16 protein-coding genes are annotated in these 15918 nt (G+C 69.2%); 8 read left to right on the forward strand and 8 right to left on the reverse strand.

Annotated elements, in window-relative coordinates:
- Nucleotides 1–89: 89 nt before the first annotated feature.
- The 4 genes from nhaA (at nucleotide 90) to ACFVYE_RS20925 (ending at nucleotide 3466) form a co-directional block, all read left to right on the forward strand.
- Entirely contained in the window at nucleotides 90–1496 is a 1407-nt protein-coding gene (nhaA, locus tag ACFVYE_RS20910; protein WP_383958507.1) for a Na+/H+ antiporter NhaA, read from the forward strand.
- A gap of 47 nt (nucleotides 1497–1543) precedes the next feature.
- A complete protein-coding gene (locus ACFVYE_RS20915) occupies nucleotides 1544–2077 on the forward strand; it encodes a phage holin family protein (protein ID WP_383958509.1) in 534 nt (177 codons plus the stop codon).
- Nucleotides 2074–3156: an alpha/beta fold hydrolase gene (locus tag ACFVYE_RS20920; protein ID WP_389606796.1), complete on the forward strand. Its 1083-nt coding sequence runs from the start codon at nucleotides 2074–2076 to the stop codon at nucleotides 3154–3156. Before ACFVYE_RS20915 ends, ACFVYE_RS20920 begins: the two co-directional genes overlap by 4 nt.
- Before the next feature lie 106 nt (nucleotides 3157–3262).
- On the forward strand, nucleotides 3263–3466 hold the full coding sequence (locus ACFVYE_RS20925; RefSeq protein WP_383958513.1) for a hypothetical protein: 204 nt from the start codon (nucleotides 3263–3265) through the stop codon (nucleotides 3464–3466).
- 117 nt (nucleotides 3467–3583) lie between these two features.
- On the opposite strand, the gene ACFVYE_RS20930 is transcribed toward ACFVYE_RS20925, so the two are convergent.
- The 3 genes from ACFVYE_RS20930 to nth form a co-directional block, all read right to left on the reverse strand.
- Entirely contained in the window at nucleotides 3584–4789 is a 1206-nt protein-coding gene (locus ACFVYE_RS20930; RefSeq protein ID WP_383958515.1) for a MarP family serine protease, read from the reverse strand.
- Nucleotides 4790–4874: 85 nt separating this feature from the next.
- Nucleotides 4875–5705 (reverse strand): NUDIX hydrolase, encoded by an 831-nt coding sequence (locus ACFVYE_RS20935; RefSeq protein WP_383958517.1) that lies wholly within the window; start codon nucleotides 5703–5705, stop codon nucleotides 4875–4877.
- A 62-nt stretch (nucleotides 5706–5767) separates the two neighbouring features.
- A complete protein-coding gene (nth, locus tag ACFVYE_RS20940; RefSeq protein WP_389606799.1) occupies nucleotides 5768–6670 on the reverse strand; it encodes an endonuclease III in 903 nt (300 codons plus the stop codon).
- A gap of 301 nt (nucleotides 6671–6971) precedes the next feature.
- Here nth and ACFVYE_RS20945 point away from each other — a divergent pair, with 301 nt between their 5' ends.
- The gene (locus ACFVYE_RS20945) at nucleotides 6972–7646 is read left to right on the forward strand and encodes a Crp/Fnr family transcriptional regulator (protein WP_014046869.1); all 675 of its coding nucleotides are present in this window, start codon (nucleotides 6972–6974) and stop codon (nucleotides 7644–7646) included.
- 88 nt (nucleotides 7647–7734) lie between these two features.
- Here the strand turns inward: ACFVYE_RS20945 and ACFVYE_RS20950 are convergent, their stop codons facing one another.
- The 4 genes from ACFVYE_RS20950 to ACFVYE_RS20965 form a co-directional block, all read right to left on the reverse strand.
- Complete coding sequence (locus tag ACFVYE_RS20950; protein ID WP_383958521.1) at nucleotides 7735–8565, reverse strand: MBL fold metallo-hydrolase; 831 nt, start codon at nucleotides 8563–8565, stop codon at nucleotides 7735–7737.
- A complete protein-coding gene (locus ACFVYE_RS20955) occupies nucleotides 8562–9470 on the reverse strand; it encodes an NUDIX hydrolase (protein ID WP_383958523.1) in 909 nt (302 codons plus the stop codon). Before ACFVYE_RS20955 ends, ACFVYE_RS20950 begins: the two co-directional genes overlap by 4 nt.
- Nucleotides 9471–9735: 265 nt before the next feature.
- Nucleotides 9736–10206, reverse strand: a complete 471-nt coding sequence (locus ACFVYE_RS20960; protein WP_114245273.1) for a RidA family protein — start codon at nucleotides 10204–10206, stop codon at nucleotides 9736–9738.
- Entirely contained in the window at nucleotides 10206–10364 is a 159-nt protein-coding gene (locus tag ACFVYE_RS20965; protein ID WP_003967454.1) for a DUF4177 domain-containing protein, read from the reverse strand. Before ACFVYE_RS20965 ends, ACFVYE_RS20960 begins: the two co-directional genes overlap by 1 nt.
- A gap of 71 nt (nucleotides 10365–10435) precedes the next feature.
- Here ACFVYE_RS20965 and ACFVYE_RS20970 point away from each other — a divergent pair, with 71 nt between their 5' ends.
- Together ACFVYE_RS20970 and ACFVYE_RS20975 are read left to right on the forward strand one after the other, a co-directional pair.
- A complete protein-coding gene (locus ACFVYE_RS20970) occupies nucleotides 10436–11434 on the forward strand; it encodes an ArsA family ATPase (RefSeq protein ID WP_383958525.1) in 999 nt (332 codons plus the stop codon).
- Nucleotides 11431–12804, forward strand: coding sequence for an ArsA family ATPase (locus ACFVYE_RS20975; RefSeq protein WP_383958527.1), 1374 nt, complete (start codon nucleotides 11431–11433; stop codon nucleotides 12802–12804). The genes ACFVYE_RS20970 and ACFVYE_RS20975 overlap by 4 nt, the downstream gene beginning before the upstream one ends.
- A gap of 13 nt (nucleotides 12805–12817) precedes the next feature.
- Here ACFVYE_RS20975 and ACFVYE_RS20980 read toward each other — a convergent pair whose 3' ends face one another.
- Nucleotides 12818–13168: a WhiB family transcriptional regulator gene (locus tag ACFVYE_RS20980; RefSeq protein ID WP_383958543.1), complete on the reverse strand. Its 351-nt coding sequence runs from the start codon at nucleotides 13166–13168 to the stop codon at nucleotides 12818–12820.
- Nucleotides 13169–13554: 386 nt separating this feature from the next.
- Here ACFVYE_RS20980 and ACFVYE_RS20985 point away from each other — a divergent pair, with 386 nt between their 5' ends.
- Nucleotides 13555–15816 (forward strand): transglycosylase domain-containing protein, encoded by a 2262-nt coding sequence (locus ACFVYE_RS20985; RefSeq protein WP_383958529.1) that lies wholly within the window; start codon nucleotides 13555–13557, stop codon nucleotides 15814–15816.
- Nucleotides 15817–15918: the final 102 nt, after the last annotated feature.

The raw sequence follows: 15918 nt of genomic DNA on the forward strand, positions 1-15918 counted from the left end.
AGAAATCTCCACAGGGTGTGCCGGGAAGTCTGGTCGGCAAGTGCATCAGCCATGCCATCGCTGCCGTACCGACCCGGAGGTCCTCACTCGTGGCCGCGCCCACCCCCACACCCTCTTCCTCCCGCCGCACCTTTCTGGCGCGCCTGCCCCTCCCCGAGCGGAACTACCTCGCGGATGCCCTGCGCACCGAGACCGTCGGCGGAGTCATCCTGCTGGTCGCCGCGATAGCCGCCCTGGTGTGGGCGAACACCTTCGGTTCCGGTTACGCGGCCGTCAGCGACTTCCACTTCGGTCCCGGGTCACTTGGCCTCAACCTCTCCGTGGAGCACTGGGCGGCGGACGGGCTGCTCGCGGTCTTCTTCTTCGTCGCGGGCGTCGAACTCAAGCGGGAACTGGTCGCGGGCGAACTGCGCGACCCCAGGGCGGCCGCTCTCCCGGTCGTCGCCGCGCTGTGCGGGATGGCGGTTCCGGCCGTCGTCTACACACTCGTGGCCGTGACCGGCGGGGGTTCCACGGACGGCTGGGCCGTCCCCACCGCCACCGATATCGCCTTCGCGCTCGCCGTCCTGGCGGTCATCGGCACCTCGCTGCCGAACGCGCTGCGCGCCTTCCTGCTGACGCTCGCCGTCGTCGACGACCTCTTCGCGATCCTGATCATCGCGGTCTTCTTCACCGAACAGATCAACTTCATGGCGCTGACCGGCGCCTTCATCGGCCTCGCCGTCTTCTATCTGCTGCTGCGCAGGAATGTGCGCGGCTGGTACATCTACGTACCTCTCGCCCTGGTCATCTGGGGCCTGATGTACAACAGCGGCGTCCACGCCACCATCGCCGGTGTCGCCATGGGCCTGATGCTCCGCTGCACCCGGCGGGACGGCGAGACCCACTCCCCCGGCGAGCACATCGAGCACCTGGTCCGCCCGCTGTCGGCCGGTATCGCCGTGCCGCTGTTCGCCCTCTTCTCAGCAGGTGTCTCCCTCTCCGGCGGCGCGCTGGCAGGCGTCTTCACCCGGCCCGAGACGCTCGGTGTCGTCCTGGGGCTCGTCGTCGGCAAGACGATAGGCATCTTCGGCGGTACATGGCTGGCCACCCGCTTCACAAGGGCGGAGCTGAACAAGGACCTGGCCTGGGCGGATGTCCTCGCGGTCGCCTCGCTCGCCGGGATCGGCTTCACCGTCTCGCTGCTCATCGGTGAACTGGCCTTCGCCGGCGACGAGGACATGATCAACGAGATCAAGGCCGCCGTGCTGCTCGGCTCGCTGACAGCCGCCGCACTCTCCGGTGTACTGCTCAAATTCCGGGTACGCAGATACCGGACGCTGTACGAGGCGGAGGAGCTCGACGAGGACGAGGACGGCGTGCCCGACATCTACGAGCAGGACAACCCGGAGTACCACCTGCGGATGGCCGCGATCTACGAGAAGAAAGCGGCCGAGCACCGCCGCCTTGCCCAACTGGCGGGGGCAGCGAGCAGCAAGCCGGACAGTCCGGCATGATCTGACACCAGATGTGTTGAGCAGGAGAGCAGGAGAGGGAGTCAGGGATGAGCGACCCCGGCAACAACGCGGGCAGTGCCGACCGCAGTCTCGGGCAGCTGGTCGCCGCGGCGACAGCCGAGATGTCCGCACTGGTGCACGACGAGATCGCCCTGGCCAAGGCCGAAGTGCGGCAGGACGTCAAGCGTGGCGTGACCGGGAGCGTGGCGTTCATCATCGCGGGCGTGCTGGTCCTGTTCGCGATCCCGGTGCTGAGCTTCGCGGCGGCGTACGGAATCCACTACCTGGGGCTCGGCCTCGCCGTGTCGTTCACGATCGTGGGCGTCGCCTTCATCTTGCTGGGGGCGTTGCTCGCGCTGTTCGCCATCGCCAAGTTCAAGAAGGTGAAGCCGCCGGAGAAGTCCATCGCTTCGGCCAAGCAGACGGCGGCCGTACTGCAGGGCGTGAAGCCGCACCCGCGGCCCGCTGTCACGGCGGGGGCGAGCCGTCCGGCCGCCGTGGGCAGCACGCCGGCGGACAAGGCCCTGGAGAAGTCTTCGGTCCAGGACAAGGCGTCCGCTGTGGCACGCTCGTCCACATGACGGTCCCCGATTCCAGTGCATCCGGCCCAGTAGGCCCGGAAGGTCAGGCAGGCCCGGAAGGCCGGGAAAGCCCGAACGGCCAGGCGGGCCCGGTCGGCTCCTCGGGCTCGACCGGCCACTCAGGCTTCTCCGGCCTGCCGAGTTCCTCCGGCCCGGCCGGCTCCGGTGGGCCCGTACGGCTCGACGGGCCGTGGACCCACCGGGACGTGGCGGCCAACGGCGCCCGCTTCCACATCGCCGAGCTCGGCGAGGGGCCGCTGGTACTGCTGCTGCACGGCTTCCCGCAGTTCTGGTGGACCTGGCGCCATCAGCTCACCGCACTGGCCGACGCCGGTTTCCGGGCCGTGGCGATGGACCTGCGCGGGGTCGGCGGCAGTGACCGTACGCCCCGGGGTTACGACCCCGCCAACCTGGCGCTCGACATCACCGGCGTGATCCGCTCGCTCGGCGAACCGGACGCCGCCCTGGTCGGCCACGACATGGGTGGCTACCTCGCCTGGACGGCCGCGGTGATGCGGCCGAAGCTGGTGCGCCGCCTCGTGGTCTCCTCGATGCCGCATCCGCGCCGCTGGCGATCCTCGATGCTCTCCGACTTCGCGCAGTCCCGCGCGGGCTCATACATCTGGGGCTTCCAGCGCCCGTGGGTGCCGGAGCGTCAGCTCGTCGCGGACGACGCGGCGTTGGTGGGCCGGCTGATCCGTGACTGGGCGGGTCCCCGCACCCCTGAGTTCCCCGACGATGCGGCGGTCGACGTCTACCGGCGCGCGATGTGCATCCCGTCGACGGCGCACTGCTCGATCGAGCCGTACCGCTGGATGGTGCGCTCCCTGGCCCGTCCGGACGGAATCCAGTTCAACCGGCGCATGAAGCGACCGGTGCGGGTACCCACACTGCACCTTCACGGTTCACTCGATCCGGCGATCCGTACGCGGAGCGCGGCGGGGTCCGGCGAGTACGTCGAAGCACCGTACCGTTGGCGACTTTTCGACGGTCTGGGGCACTTCCCCCACGAGGAGGATCCGGGCGGGTTCTCGGCCGAACTCATCAACTGGCTCAAGGATCCCGAGCCCGACCGGTAGCCGTACGGGCACAGTTGTCCGACGAACAGCCAATTGCCCGGCGCATAGGCCAATTGGCTGGCGGATGGGCGGTTACCGACCATGAGGCACGGGCAGACGTCGGGGTATGGGCTGGACGCACGACTTCGGTGACACAGCACGCAACCGTCGCTCGACCGCCACGGCGAGTCCGAGCACTCATGAGGGGGGCGGCCCCCAGGACCGGGTGCACGATATGCAAGTTCTGCATGATCCCCGGCTCGGTATTCCGCGCATTCTGCGCCGTCGGGCCCGCTGGGTCTCGGCGCGGCTGCGCCATCCACGCGGATGACGTCCGCCCCGGCCGGCCGGTGAGCGTTCACCGGCCGGGCGGGACTTCCACGGCTCTCCCGGCTGCCGCGGGGCAGCACGCCCAGGGCGTGTCCGGCGGATCAGGGCCGGGCAGGCTCTAGAGGGCGCACGCCTGGCTGTCGACCTGCTGGTTGGCGGTGCGGCCGTGCGCGATGTCCTGGCGGATCTCGTCGGCCGTCAGCGCATAGCCGGTATCGGGGTCGTCGAGCGACTTCGCGAAGACGACTCCGTACACCTTGCCGTCGGGGGTCAGCAGCGGTCCGCCGGAGTTGCCCTGACGGACGGTCGCGAAGAGCGAGTACACATCGCGGCGGACAGTGCCCCGGTGGTAGATGTCCGGTCCGTCGGCGTCGATACGGCCCCGGACCCGCGCGGCCCGTACGTCGTACGAGCCGTTCTCCGGGAAGCCCGCGACGATGGCGCTGTTCCCGGTGTCGGCGTCGTGATCGGTGTCGGTGAACTTCAGCGGCTTCGCGACGAGGTCCGGTACGTCGAGTACGGCGATGTCGCGCTGCCAGTCGTAGAGGACGACCTTCGCGTCGTACAGCCGCCCCTGCCCGCCGATCTGGACGGTCGGCTCGTCGACGCCGCCGACGACATGGGCGTTGGTCATCACCCGGCGGTCGGAGAAGACGAAACCGGTGCCTTCGAGGACCTTGCCACAGCTCGGGGCCGTACCGACGACCTTGACGATGGACTTCTTGGCGACGGCTGCCACGGGGCTGCCGGCCAGCGCCGGGTCCGGGGCCCGGACCTCGGTGATCGGCTCGTTGGCGAAGGGGCTGAAGACCTGCGGGAAGCCGTTCTGCGCGAGGACCGAGGAGAAGTCCGTGAACCAGGTGGAGGCCTGGGTCGGCATCACCCGGGAGATGCCGAGCAGGACCGACGAGCTACGGACCTCCTTGCCCAGCGTGGGCAGGGAGGTACCGGCCAGTGCGGAACCGATCAGCCAGGCGACCAGCAGCATCGCGACCACATTGACCAGGGCACCGCCGGTGGCATCGAGAGCGCGCGCGGGCGACCACGTGATGTACCGGCGGAGCTTGTTTCCGAGATGGGTGGTGAACGCCTGGCCCACCGAGGCACAGACGATCACGATGACGACGGCGACGATGGCTGCCGTCGATGAGACTTCGGAGCCGTTCGTCAGCTGGTCCCACAGGACCGGCAGCAGATAGACGGCTACGAGACCGCCGCCCAGGAACCCGATCACCGACAGGATGCCGACGACGAAACCCTGGCGATAGCCGATGACCGCGAACCACACGGCGCCGGCCAGCAGCAGGATGTCCAGCACGTTCACCGTCTATAGCCTCGCAGATTCGTCGGGCCTGTTCATTCGACTGGGTCCGGGCAGGGCCGGACAGCGCAGCACGGGAGTCAGCCTGTCATGCGCGCCAGTCGAGCGGCACCTGCTTGGCGGTGTCCCACGGGCGCTCCCAGCCCGCGAAGTGCAGAATCCGGTCGATCACTCCGGCCGTGAAACCCCAGACCAAGGCGGATTCGACCAGAAATGCCGGGCCTCGGTGACCGCTCGGATGGACCGTGGTCGCGCGATTGGCCGGGTCCGTGAGATCCGCCACGGGGACGGTGAAGACCCGGGCTGTCTCACCCGGATCGACGACGCCGACCGGGCTCGGTGACCGCCACCAGCCGAGGACCGGTGTCACGACGAAGCCGCTCACGGGGATGTAGAGCCGGGGCAGCACTCCGAAGAGCTGCACTCCGCGCGGATCGAGGCCGGTCTCCTCCCGGGCCTCCCGCAGAGCGGCCCTGAGCGGCCCTGTAGTGGCTTGGTCGCCGTCCTCCGGGTCCAGTGCGCCGCCGGGGAAGGAAGGCTGTCCAGCGTGGGAACGCAGGCTTCCGGATCGCTCCATGAGGAGCAGCTCGGGACCGCGCTCGCCCTCCCCGAACAGTACGAGTACGGCGGACTGCCGCCCGGCGCCGCTCTCCGGCGGCAGAAAGCGGCTGAGCTGGTCCGGCTCGATCGTCCGCGCGGCACGGGCCACGGGGTCGAGCCAGTCGGGCAGGCCCTCGGTCGTGACGGTGACGGCTCCGTCGTGACCTGCGCCTGCCGTGGTGGCGGCGGCCGCCGCGACCGCCGCCGCGGGGCTCACGGCCGCCGGGTTGACCACAGCGGGGCTGACCGCCGCGGGCGCGGCTGCCGCTTCCGCACTCTGTTCGTGCGTGCTCTGCGTGCTCTGTTCGTGCGTCTTCATAGGCACCCCTCGTCTCACAACGCCTGTCATCACGCATTTCGTTCCGGAGCGAGCGCCGTGCGTCAGTCGGCCCCCAGGGCCGACGCGGGCTTGCCCGGATAGTCCGCCGGCGGGCTCAGCCGCTGCCCGGGCTGACCGCCCATCTCGTACTTCAGCAGCTTCCTGGCCTTCTCCGGGTCCGTCTCGCCCTCCCCGTACGCCGGGCAGAGCGGGGCGATCGGACAGGCGCCGCAGGCGGGCTTGCGGGCATGGCAGATGCGGCGGCCGTGGAAGACGACGCGGTGCGAGAGCATCGTCCACTCGCTCTTGGGGAAGATCGCGGCGATCTCGGCCTCGACCTTCTCCGGGTCCTCCTGCTCCGTCCACTTCCAGCGGCGGACCAGGCGCCCGAAATGAGTGTCGACCGTGATGCCCGGTACGCCGAAGGCATTCCCGAGCACGACATTGGCGGTCTTGCGGCCGACGCCCGGAAGCGTGACGAGATCGGCGAGCCGGCCCGGCACCTCGCCGCCGAACCTGTCCCTGAGCGCCACGGAGAGGCCTATCAGCGACTTGGTCTTGGCCCGGAAGAAGCCGGTCGGCCGAATGAGCTCTTCCATTTCCTCCGGGACGGCCGCGGCCATGTCCTCGGGGGTGGGGTAGGCGGCGAAGAGGGCGGGGGTGGTCTGGTTGACCCTCAGATCGGTGGTCTGGGCGGAGAGGACCGTGGCGACGAGAAGCTCGAAAGGATTCCTGAAGTCCAGCTCGGGGTGGGCATACGGGTAGAGCTCGGCGAGCTCACGGTTGATCCTGCGGGCACGACGAACCATCGCCAGATGCGATTCCGGTTTCACACCGGGCTTTGCTCCGGATTTCGCGGGTTTCACGGTGGCCTTCGCGGTGGACTGGGCTGCGGCCCGCGCGGCGGACCTCGACGCGGGCTTCGCTGCGGTCTTCGCTCCGGCCCTCTGGACCTGCTCGCCCACAGGGCGTTTTGTTGCTTTTTTCGGGCGACTCGCAGCCTGTTCGCCCACAGCGGAATCACGGCCTTCCGGCACCCCATCAGCCCCCTTGGCCTGCGCTCTCACCGGCGATTTGGACACCCGGCCAGCCTAGAGCCACGCGCTGACATCCGCCCCGGTCACCGCGCATCCACCCCCAATCAGCCCCCTGCCTCACGGTTCGGCACGCCCGTGCGTCAAACTGGTTTGTGATTGATCGCACTGTTTTACCGTCCGGCATGATGGGGACCACGGTTCCCTGAACAGGCCGACAAGGAGAGAACTCGTGGACGACGTTCTGCGGCGCGCCCCGCTTTTCGCGGCGCTCGATGATGAGCAGGCCGCGGAGCTCCGCGCCTCGATGAGTGAGGTGACCCTCGCACGCGGCGACGCGCTCTTCCACGAGGGCGACCCGGGCGACCGCCTCTATGTGGTCACCGAGGGCAAGGTGAAGCTCCACCGCACCTCCCCCGACGGACGCGAGAACATGCTGGCGGTCCTCGGCCCCGGCGAGCTGATCGGTGAGCTGTCGCTCTTCGACCCGGGCCCGCGCACCGCCACCGCGACCGCGCTGACCGAGGTCAAGCTCCTCGGCCTCGGCCACGGCGACCTTCAGCCCTGGCTGAACGCCCGCCCCGAGGTGGCCACGGCCCTGCTGCGCGCCGTCGCCCGCCGACTGCGCAAGACCAACGACCAGATGTCCGATCTGGTCTTCTCGGACGTACCGGGCCGTGTCGCCCGCGCCCTCCTCGACCTGTCGCGCCGCTTCGGCGTCCAGTCCGAGGAAGGCATCCATGTCGTCCACGACCTGACCCAGGAAGAGCTGGCCCAGCTGGTCGGCGCCTCCCGCGAGACGGTCAACAAGGCGCTCGCCGACTTCGCCGGACGCGGCTGGCTGCGTCTGGAGGCGCGCGCCGTGATCCTGCTGGACGTGGAGCGCCTGGCCAAGCGGTCCCGCTAGCCGGCCTGCCGGTCGGCCTCGACCGGACGCCATCTCCGTACGCAAGGCCCTGCCGCACGGCGGGGCCTTGCGGCATATCCGTACCGTCCTAGATCAACCCGTGCTCGCTCAGGTACTCCAGCTGCGCCAGAACCGAGAGTTCCGCCGCGGGCCACAGGGACCGGTCCACGTCCGAGTACACCTGTGCCACCACCTCCGATGCCGTCCGGTGTCCGGCCTCGACCGCCGTCTCCACCTGGGCCAGCCGGTGCGCGCGGTGTGCGAGGTAGAACTCGACCGCGCCCTGCGCGTCCTCCAGCACCGGGCCGTGCCCCGGCAGCACCGTGTGCACGCCGTCGTCGACCGTCAGCGAACGCAGCCTCCGCAGCGAGTCGAGGTAGTCGCCGAGCCGCCCGTCCGGATGCGCGACGACCGTGGTGCCGCGTCCGAGGATCGTGTCCCCCGTCAGCACCGCCCGGTCGGCGGGCAGATGGAAGGAGAGCGAGTCCGCGGTGTGCCCGGGAGTCGGCACGACGTGCAGCTCCAGGCCCCCAGTGGTGATCACATCGCCCGTGGTCAGTCCCTCGCCTCCGAGGCGCAGCGCCGGGTCCAGGGCGCGCACCTCGGTACGGGTCAGCTCGGCGAAGCGCGCCGCGCCCTCCGCATGGTCCGGGTGCCCGTGGGTGAGCAGGGTCAGCGCGATCCGGTGGCCCGCCCGCTCGGCCGTGTCGATGACGGCCAGCAGATGTGTGTCGTCCAGCGGGCCCGGGTCGATGACGACCGCGAGGTCGGAGTCGGGCTCGGCGACGATCCAGGTGTTGGTGCCGTCCAGCGTCATCGCCGAGGCGTTGGGGGCGAGGACGTTGACGGTACGGGTGGTGGCGGGGCCGGACAGCACCCCGCCGCGTGGCTGGCCGGGCAGCGCGGCCGCGTCGCTCATACGGCTTCACCTCCCGCGCCACCTGCGCCTGTCGGCCCGCTCGGGATGTGTTTGGTGAACTCGTCGTGTCCCGGCCAGCTCAGCACCAACTCGTCACCCTCCAGCCGCGCCTGTGCCAGTACGGGGGTGAGGTCCTGGGAATCCGCCGCCTTCAGGGCCTCGGCGGCTGTCCCGTACGGCCTGAGCGCCCGCAACGTCGACACGGTCGGCGGCATCATCAGCAACTCGCCCCTGTCGTACCCGTCGGCGGCCTCTCCGGGCGCTGTCCACACCGTGCGGTCGGCCTCCGTGGAGACGTTGCGGGTGCGCTGGCCCTCGGGCAGCGCGGCGACGAAGAACCAGGTGTCGTAGCGGCGCGGTTCGAACTCGGGGGTGATCCAGCGCGCCCAGGCACCCAGCAGATCGGAGCGCAGCACCAGACCGCGCCGGTCCAGGAACTCGGCGAAGGAAAGCTCGCGGGCGACCAGTGCCTCGCGGTCGGCCTCCCAGTCGGCGCCGGTGGTGTCGCTGACGACTGTGTCGGCGGTCGGGCCGGCGAGGAGGACACCCGCCTCCTCGTACGTCTCACGGACCGCCGCGCAGACGATGGCCTGCGCCTCGGCCGGTGTATCGACGCCGAGCCGCTCGGCCCAGCTCTCCAGCGCGGGTCCGGCCCAGCCGACGAGCCGGTCGTCGTCGCGCGGGTCGACCCCGCCACCCGGATAGGCGTACGCCCCGCCGGCAAAGGCCATGGAGGCGCGGCGGCGCAGCATGTGGACGGCGGGGCCGCCCCCGGTGTCAGCGGCAGGATCCCGGAGCAGCATCACGGTGGCGGCCCGCTTCGGAGTCGCGGCCGTCAGCTCGCCTGCGGCGAGTGCCCGGATCCGGCCGGGCCATTCCGGTGGGTACCACTGACCATTGGACATGGCCGGAGGCTATCCGGAACCGCGACGATGTTCGAGAGGCACGTTGATCCGTACATGCCCCGTACACACATGATCCCGCCCGGTCATCACGACCGGACGGGATCAGAGAATCGACAGCGGACGGCAGCGATCGCCCAAGGACCACGGCGGGCGTACTGTTCAGCCCGGCCCCGAGGACCGCAGCGGCCCCAACGGCGACGGCCGCCTGCGACCCGCGGCAGACGCACGGCCCGGGCCGACGGACCACCCGCAGCAGACCTACGGCTCAGGCCCCGACCAGCTCGACCTGGACCTCGACCTCCACCGGCGCGTCCAGCGGCAGCACCGCGACGCCCACCGCGCTGCGCGCGTGCACGCCCTTGTCGCCGAGGACCGCGCCCAGCAGCTCGCTGGCGCCGTTGATCACGGCGGGCTGCCCGGTGAAGTCGGATGCCGAGGCGACGAAGCCCACGACCTTCACGACTCGCGCGATCCGGTCCAGGTCGCCCGCGACGGACTTCACGGCGGCCAGCGCGTTGAGCGCGCAGGTCTTCGCCAGTTCCTTGGCCTCGTCGGGCGTGACCTCCGCACCGACCTTGCCGGTGACGGCGAGCTTGCCGTCCACCATCGGGAGTTGGCCGGAGGTGTACACGTACACCCCCGACTGCACGGCCGGCTGGTACGAGGCCAGCGGCGGCACGACGTCCGGCAGCGTCAGCCCGAGCTCGGCGAGCTTCGCCTCGACGGCGCCCGCCACTACGCCTTCTCCCGCTTCAGGTAGGCCACGAGCTGCTCGGGGTTGTTCGGGCCGGGAACGACCTGGACCAGCTCCCAGCCGTCCTCGCCCCAGGTGTCCAGAATCTGCTTGGTCGCGTGCACGAGAAGGGGCACGGTCGCGTATTCCCACTTGGTCATGGCCCGACTGTAATGCCTGGCACGCGCAGCCTCGTGCGTAGCCCGCGGCCCGACTGGTTAGGCTCGAATACGTGAGCAGGTTCCAGGTCGTCAGCGGCAAGGGTGGTACCGGTAAGACCACGGTCGCCGCCGCCCTCGCGCTCGCCCTCGCGAGCGAGGGCAGGCGGACCCTCCTCGTGGAGGTCGAGGGCAGGCAGGGCATCGCCCAGCTCTTCGAGACGGAGTCCCTTCCGTACGAGGAACGCAAGATCGCCGTCGCGCCGGGCGGCGGCGAGGTGTACGCCCTCGCGATCGACGCCGAACGCGCCCTTCTCGACTATCTCCAGATGTTCTACAAGCTCGGCAGCGCGGGCCGGGCGCTCAAGAAGCTCGGCGCGATCGACTTCGCCACCACGATCGCGCCCGGTGTACGGGACGTGCTGCTGACCGGCAAGGCCTGCGAAGCCGTACGCCGCAAGGACAAGCAGAACCGGTACGTCTACGACTACGTGATCATGGACGCCCCGCCCACCGGACGCATCACCCGCTTCCTCAATGTGAACGACGAGGTGGCGGGGCTGGCCAGGATCGGCCCGATACACAATCAGGCGCAGGCCGTGATGCGGGTGCTGAAGTCCCCGGAAACGGCTGTCCATCTGGTGACACTGCTCGAGGAGATGCCGGTCCAGGAGACCGCGGACGGCATCGCGGAGCTGCGGGCCGCCGAACTGCCGGTCGGCCGGGTCATCGTGAACATGGTGCGCCCGCATCTGCTGGACGAGGACGCGCTGCGCACCGCCGCGGGCGGCCGCCGCAAGGAGATCGCCAAAGCGCTGACCCGGGCGGGCGTGACCGGCTCCGCGGGGCTCGTACGCCCCCTGGTCGAGCAGGCGGCCGAGCATGCCCAGCGGGTCGAGCTGGAGCGCGAGCAGCGCGAGGTGCTCGCGGGCCTGGAGCTGCCGGGGTACGAACTCCCGCTGATCGGCGAGGGCATGGACCCGGCCGGGCTCTACGACCTGGCGACCGAACTCCGCAAGCAGGGCGTGGGTGACGGGGTGGGCGAAGGGGTGGGACAAGGGGTGGGTACATGACACAGAGCACGGACGCGGACGCGGCGACAGACACGGACTCGGCCGCAGGCAGGGCCACCGCACCCGCACCCGCGCTGGACACCGACGCACTGCTCGGCGACCCCGGCATCCGGATCGTCGTGTGCTGCGGTTCGGGCGGGGTCGGCAAGACCACGACCGCCGCGGCACTGGGCGTACGGGCGGCCGAGCGCGGCCGTAAGGTCGTCGTCCTCACCATCGACCCGGCGCGCAGGCTCGCCCAGTCCATGGGCATCGACTCGCTGGACAACATCCCGCGCCGGGTGTCGGGCATCGACGGCGAGGGCGCCGGTGAACTGCACGCCATGATGCTCGACATGAAGCGGACCTTCGACGAGATCGTCGAGGCGCACGCGGACGGCGAGCGGGCCCGCGCGATCCTGGAGAACCCCTTCTACCAGTCCCTGTCGGCCGGTTTCGCGGGCACACAGGAGTACATGGCGATGGAGAAGCTCGGGCAGCTGCGCGCGCGCAACGAGTGGGACCTGATCATCGTCGACACCCCGCCGTCGCGCTCCGCGCTGGACTTCCTGGACGCACCCAAGCGGCTCGGTTCGTTCCTGGACGGAAAGTTCATCAAGTTGCTGATGGCCCCGGCGAAGATGGGCGGCCGGGCAGGGATGAAATTCCTCAACGTGGGCATGTCAATGATGACCGGCACCCTCGGCAAGTTGCTCGGCGGTCAGTTTCTGCGCGACGTACAGACCTTCGTGGCGGCGATGGACACCATGTTCGGCGGCTTCCGCACCCGGGCCGACGCCACGTACAAACTGCTGCAGGCGCCCGGTACGGCGTTCCTCGTCGTCGCGACACCGGAGCGGGACGCGCTGCGCGAGGCGGCGTACTTCGTGGAACGGCTGGCCGCGGAGGAAATGCCGCTGGCCGGTCTGGTGCTCAACCGCGTCCATGGCAGCGACGCCGCCCGGCTCTCCGCCGAGCTCGCACTTGCGGCCGCAGAAAATCTTGACGGGGTCGGCATTGTGGATCAGACGGCCGGGAAGGCTGGACTTCGTGACCCGGCCGACTGGTCGGTCGCCTCTCCCGAAGCCGTTGCCGATCCCGATCCTTCCGAGCACGAGGCCATCGAAGACCGCGAGCCAGATCCCGAAGCCGCGACCAGGACCGAGGCCGCTTCCGTCGAGCAACTGACCGCAGGTCTGTTGCGGCTGCACGCGGAACGGATGCAGGTGGTCGCGCGCGAACAGCGCACACGCGACCGCTTCACCGCGCTGCACCCCGAGGTCGCCGTGACCCAAGTGGCCGCGCTGCCCGGTGACGTACATGACCTCGCGGGGCTTCGGGCCATCGGGGACCGGCTCGCGACCGGTTCCGCCCCGGCCGGAGCTGCGTAGCCGCCCGTCCGCTCTATCCCACCGCGGCGTACCTCTCGTGCAGTTCGTCGTCGTCCAGCTCGATCGCCACGGGCAGGATGCCCGTGGACTGCTCGTACTCGCTGCGCGCGGTCTCCAGCAGCCGGCGCCAGGACGTGACAGTCGGCCGCCTGCGCAGCAGTGCGCGGCGCTCCCGCTCCGTCATTCCGCCCCATACGCCGAATTCGACGCGATTGTCCAGCGCATCGGCCAGGCACTCGGTCCGCACCGGGCATCCGGTGCACACCGCCTTGGCCCTGTTCTGCGCTGCCCCTTGTACGAACAGTTCATCCGGATCGGTAGTGCGGCAGGCTGCCTGCGCACTCCAGTCGGTTACCCAGCCCATCACGGCGCCGTCCTCTCCCGAATCGAGGCTCCCCCACGGCGGTAGCGGCATATTCACCGCTGCCAGTTGAGGACGTTACGGAAGGCAGCGACAGCACAACACCCCCTTCGGGCCCAATCTTGAATGGCCCGAACGGACTATGCGTATGCGGCAGATCACCCAGGGGAGTGAGGTGAGGACATACCTGAACATCCCAGCAGAATCGGGACAGTTCACCTGGATCACAACGGACGTTCGATGACACAGGAGGCGAATTCGGGAGTGCCTGAACTCGTGGCCGAATCGTGCACGGGGGTTGATACGCAACGGGACTGCTGTGACAGTTGTGAGCAGCTTAGGCCAAGGCATATACGTGTGTCCGGCGAATGAGAACGTAGGCTGCCCCCATGCCAAAGAAGCGCTCGGGCGGGGGTCTCACGACGACCCAGCAGGCCGCCAAGTTCCTCGGTGTCGCCGCACTTTCCGGAGTTGTGCTCGCGGGCATCGCGCTGCCGGCCGCCGGAGCACTGGGTCTCGCCACCAAGGGGACGGTCGAGGGATTCGACGAGATCCCGGCCAATCTCCGCACTCCACCGCTGAGCCAGCGCACCACGATCCTGGACAGCAAGGGCGGAATGATCGCCTCCGTCTATTCGCGCGACCGCACGGTGGTCGAGCTGAAGGACATCTCGCCGTACATGCAGAAGGCGATCGTGGCGATCGAGGACGCCCGCTTCTACGAGCACGGGGCGATCGACCTCAAGGGCATCCTGCGCGCACTGAACCGCAATGTGCAGGAGGGCGGGACCGCGCAGGGCGCCTCGACCCTCACGCAGCAGTACGTGAAGAACGTCTTCGTCGAGGAGGCAGGCGACGACCCGGACAAGGTCGCGCAGGCAACTCAGCAGACCATGGGCCGCAAGATCCAGGAGCTGAAGTACGCGATCCAGGTCGAGGAGAAGCTCGGCAAGAAGCGCATCCTGACGAACTACCTGAACATCACCTTCTTCGGGCAGCAGGCGTACGGCGTCGAGGCCGCCTCGCAGCGCTACTTCTCCAAGCACGCGAAGGACCTGACGCTGGAGGAGTCCGCGCTGCTGGCCGGCATCGTGCAGTCGCCGAGCCGCTACGACCCGGTCAACGACACCGCCGAGGCGACCAAGCGCCGCAACACCGTGCTCCAACGCATGGCCGAGGTCGGTGACATCTCGCAGGCCGAGGCCGACAAGGCGAAGTCGAACCCGATCAAGCTGAAGGTACAGAAGCCGCAGAACGGCTGCATCACGGCCGTCAGTGGCGCCGGCTTCTTCTGCGACTACGTACGCCAGGTCTTCCTCTCCGACCCGGTCTTCGGCAAGACCAAGGAGGACCGGGCCAAGATCTGGAACCGGGGCGGCCTGACGGTCCGGACGACGCTCGACCCGCAGTCCCAGCAGTCGGTGCAGAACTCGATCAAGAGCCATGTGTACAAGTCGGACAAGGTCGCGACGGCCGTGACACTGGTCCAGCCGGGCACCGGCAAGATCATGGGAATGGGCCAGTCCAAGCCGTACGGCTTCGGGTCCAACGAGACCCAGTACAACTACTCGGTCAACAAGAGCATGGGCGGCTCGAACTACGGCTTCCCCACCGGTTCGACGTTCAAGCCGTTCCTTGCCGCCGCGGCCATAGAGGGCGGCAAGCCGGCCACGCAGACCTACCCCTCCCCGTACGAGATGGACTACCCGGACACGGTGCAGTCCTGCGGGAAGCCGTGGGTCAACGACGGCGTGCCGAAGTATCACCTGGAGAACGAGAGCGAGTCCGAGAAGGGGCCGTACCCGCTGAAGGTGGCGATGGAGAAGTCCGTCAACACCTACTTCGTGCAGATGCTCCAGGACATCGGCATGTGTCCCGTCTCGAAGATGACCGACAAGCTGGGCATAGTGCAGGGCGACGGCACCAAGCTGCCGCAGAACCCGTCCACACTGACCCTCGGTTCCAATGGCCTGTCGCCGCTGACGATGGCCAGTGCCTACGCCGCCTTCGCCAACCGCGGTACGTACTGCACACCGATCGCCATCGAGTCGGTGAACACGGCGGACGGCACCTCGCTGCCCATACCGAAGACCACCTGCTCGCAGGCGATGTCGCAGACCACGGCGGACACCATCAACACCCTGCTGCGCGGCGTGGTCGACTCCGGTACCGGTCAGGAGGCCGGCCTCCAGAGCCGCGACAACGCGGGCAAGACCGGTACGACCGACGCCCGTAAGAACGCCTGGTTCGTCGGCTACACGCCGAACATGTCCGGCGCGGTCTGGGTCGGCAGCCCGTCCCAGAGCGTCGAGATGGAGCGCATCACCATCGGCGGCGTGTACCAGGACAAGGTGTACGGCGGACAGGTCCCCGGACCGATCTGGCGTGACGCGATGACGGGCGCCCTCAATGGAGTAACCGCCCCCGCCTTCAACACCGTCAACATCCCGGACCCGCCGGAACGGCACGGCGATGGCGAGGACCGTGGCGATGACGAGGACCATGGCAGGCCGGGTCCCGGGGGCAACAAGCCCGGCAAGAAGCCCGGGGACAAGAATCCGTTCCCCGGCATGAGCATCCCGCCGGACCTGATCGGCGGGAACACCGGTGGCCGCGGCGGTCAGACCAACGGCGGTACACAGGGTCCCTGACCCGTACGGTGCACGCACATGAAAGTGGGGCGCCCCCGATGGGTAGCGGTAGGGGGGGGCCCCCAGAGGACGGGCCGTCCGGAAGGGGGGCGGCCGCAGCCC

The sequence above is a fragment of the Streptomyces sp. NPDC058239 genome, assembly GCF_042882185.1.
In the GTDB taxonomy this organism is placed as follows: domain Bacteria; phylum Actinomycetota; class Actinomycetes; order Streptomycetales; family Streptomycetaceae; genus Streptomyces.

Bases quoted from the DNA above. Each gene is read 5' to 3' on its own strand.
- ACFVYE_RS20915 (WP_383958509.1), top strand. From the start codon at position 1,544: ATGAGCGACCCCGGCAACAACGCGGGCAGTGCCGACCGCAGTCTCGGG.
- ACFVYE_RS20920 (WP_389606796.1), top strand. From the start codon at position 2,074: ATGACGGTCCCCGATTCCAGTGCATCCGGCCCAGTAGGCCCGGAAGGT.
- ACFVYE_RS20925 (WP_383958513.1), top strand. From the start codon at position 3,263: ATGGGCTGGACGCACGACTTCGGTGACACAGCACGCAACCGTCGCTCG.
- ACFVYE_RS20935 (WP_383958517.1), bottom strand. From the start codon at position 5,705: ATGAAGACGCACGAACAGAGCACGCAGAGCACGCACGAACAGAGTGCG.
- ACFVYE_RS20950 (WP_383958521.1), bottom strand. From the start codon at position 8,565: ATGAGCGACGCGGCCGCGCTGCCCGGCCAGCCACGCGGCGGGGTGCTG.
- ACFVYE_RS20955 (WP_383958523.1), bottom strand. From the start codon at position 9,470: ATGTCCAATGGTCAGTGGTACCCACCGGAATGGCCCGGCCGGATCCGG.
- ACFVYE_RS20965 (WP_003967454.1), bottom strand. From the start codon at position 10,364: ATGACCAAGTGGGAATACGCGACCGTGCCCCTTCTCGTGCACGCGACC.
- ACFVYE_RS20975 (WP_383958527.1), top strand. From the start codon at position 11,431: ATGACACAGAGCACGGACGCGGACGCGGCGACAGACACGGACTCGGCC.
- ACFVYE_RS20980 (WP_383958543.1), bottom strand. From the start codon at position 13,168: ATGGGCTGGGTAACCGACTGGAGTGCGCAGGCAGCCTGCCGCACTACC.
- ACFVYE_RS20985 (WP_383958529.1), top strand. From the start codon at position 13,555: ATGCCAAAGAAGCGCTCGGGCGGGGGTCTCACGACGACCCAGCAGGCC.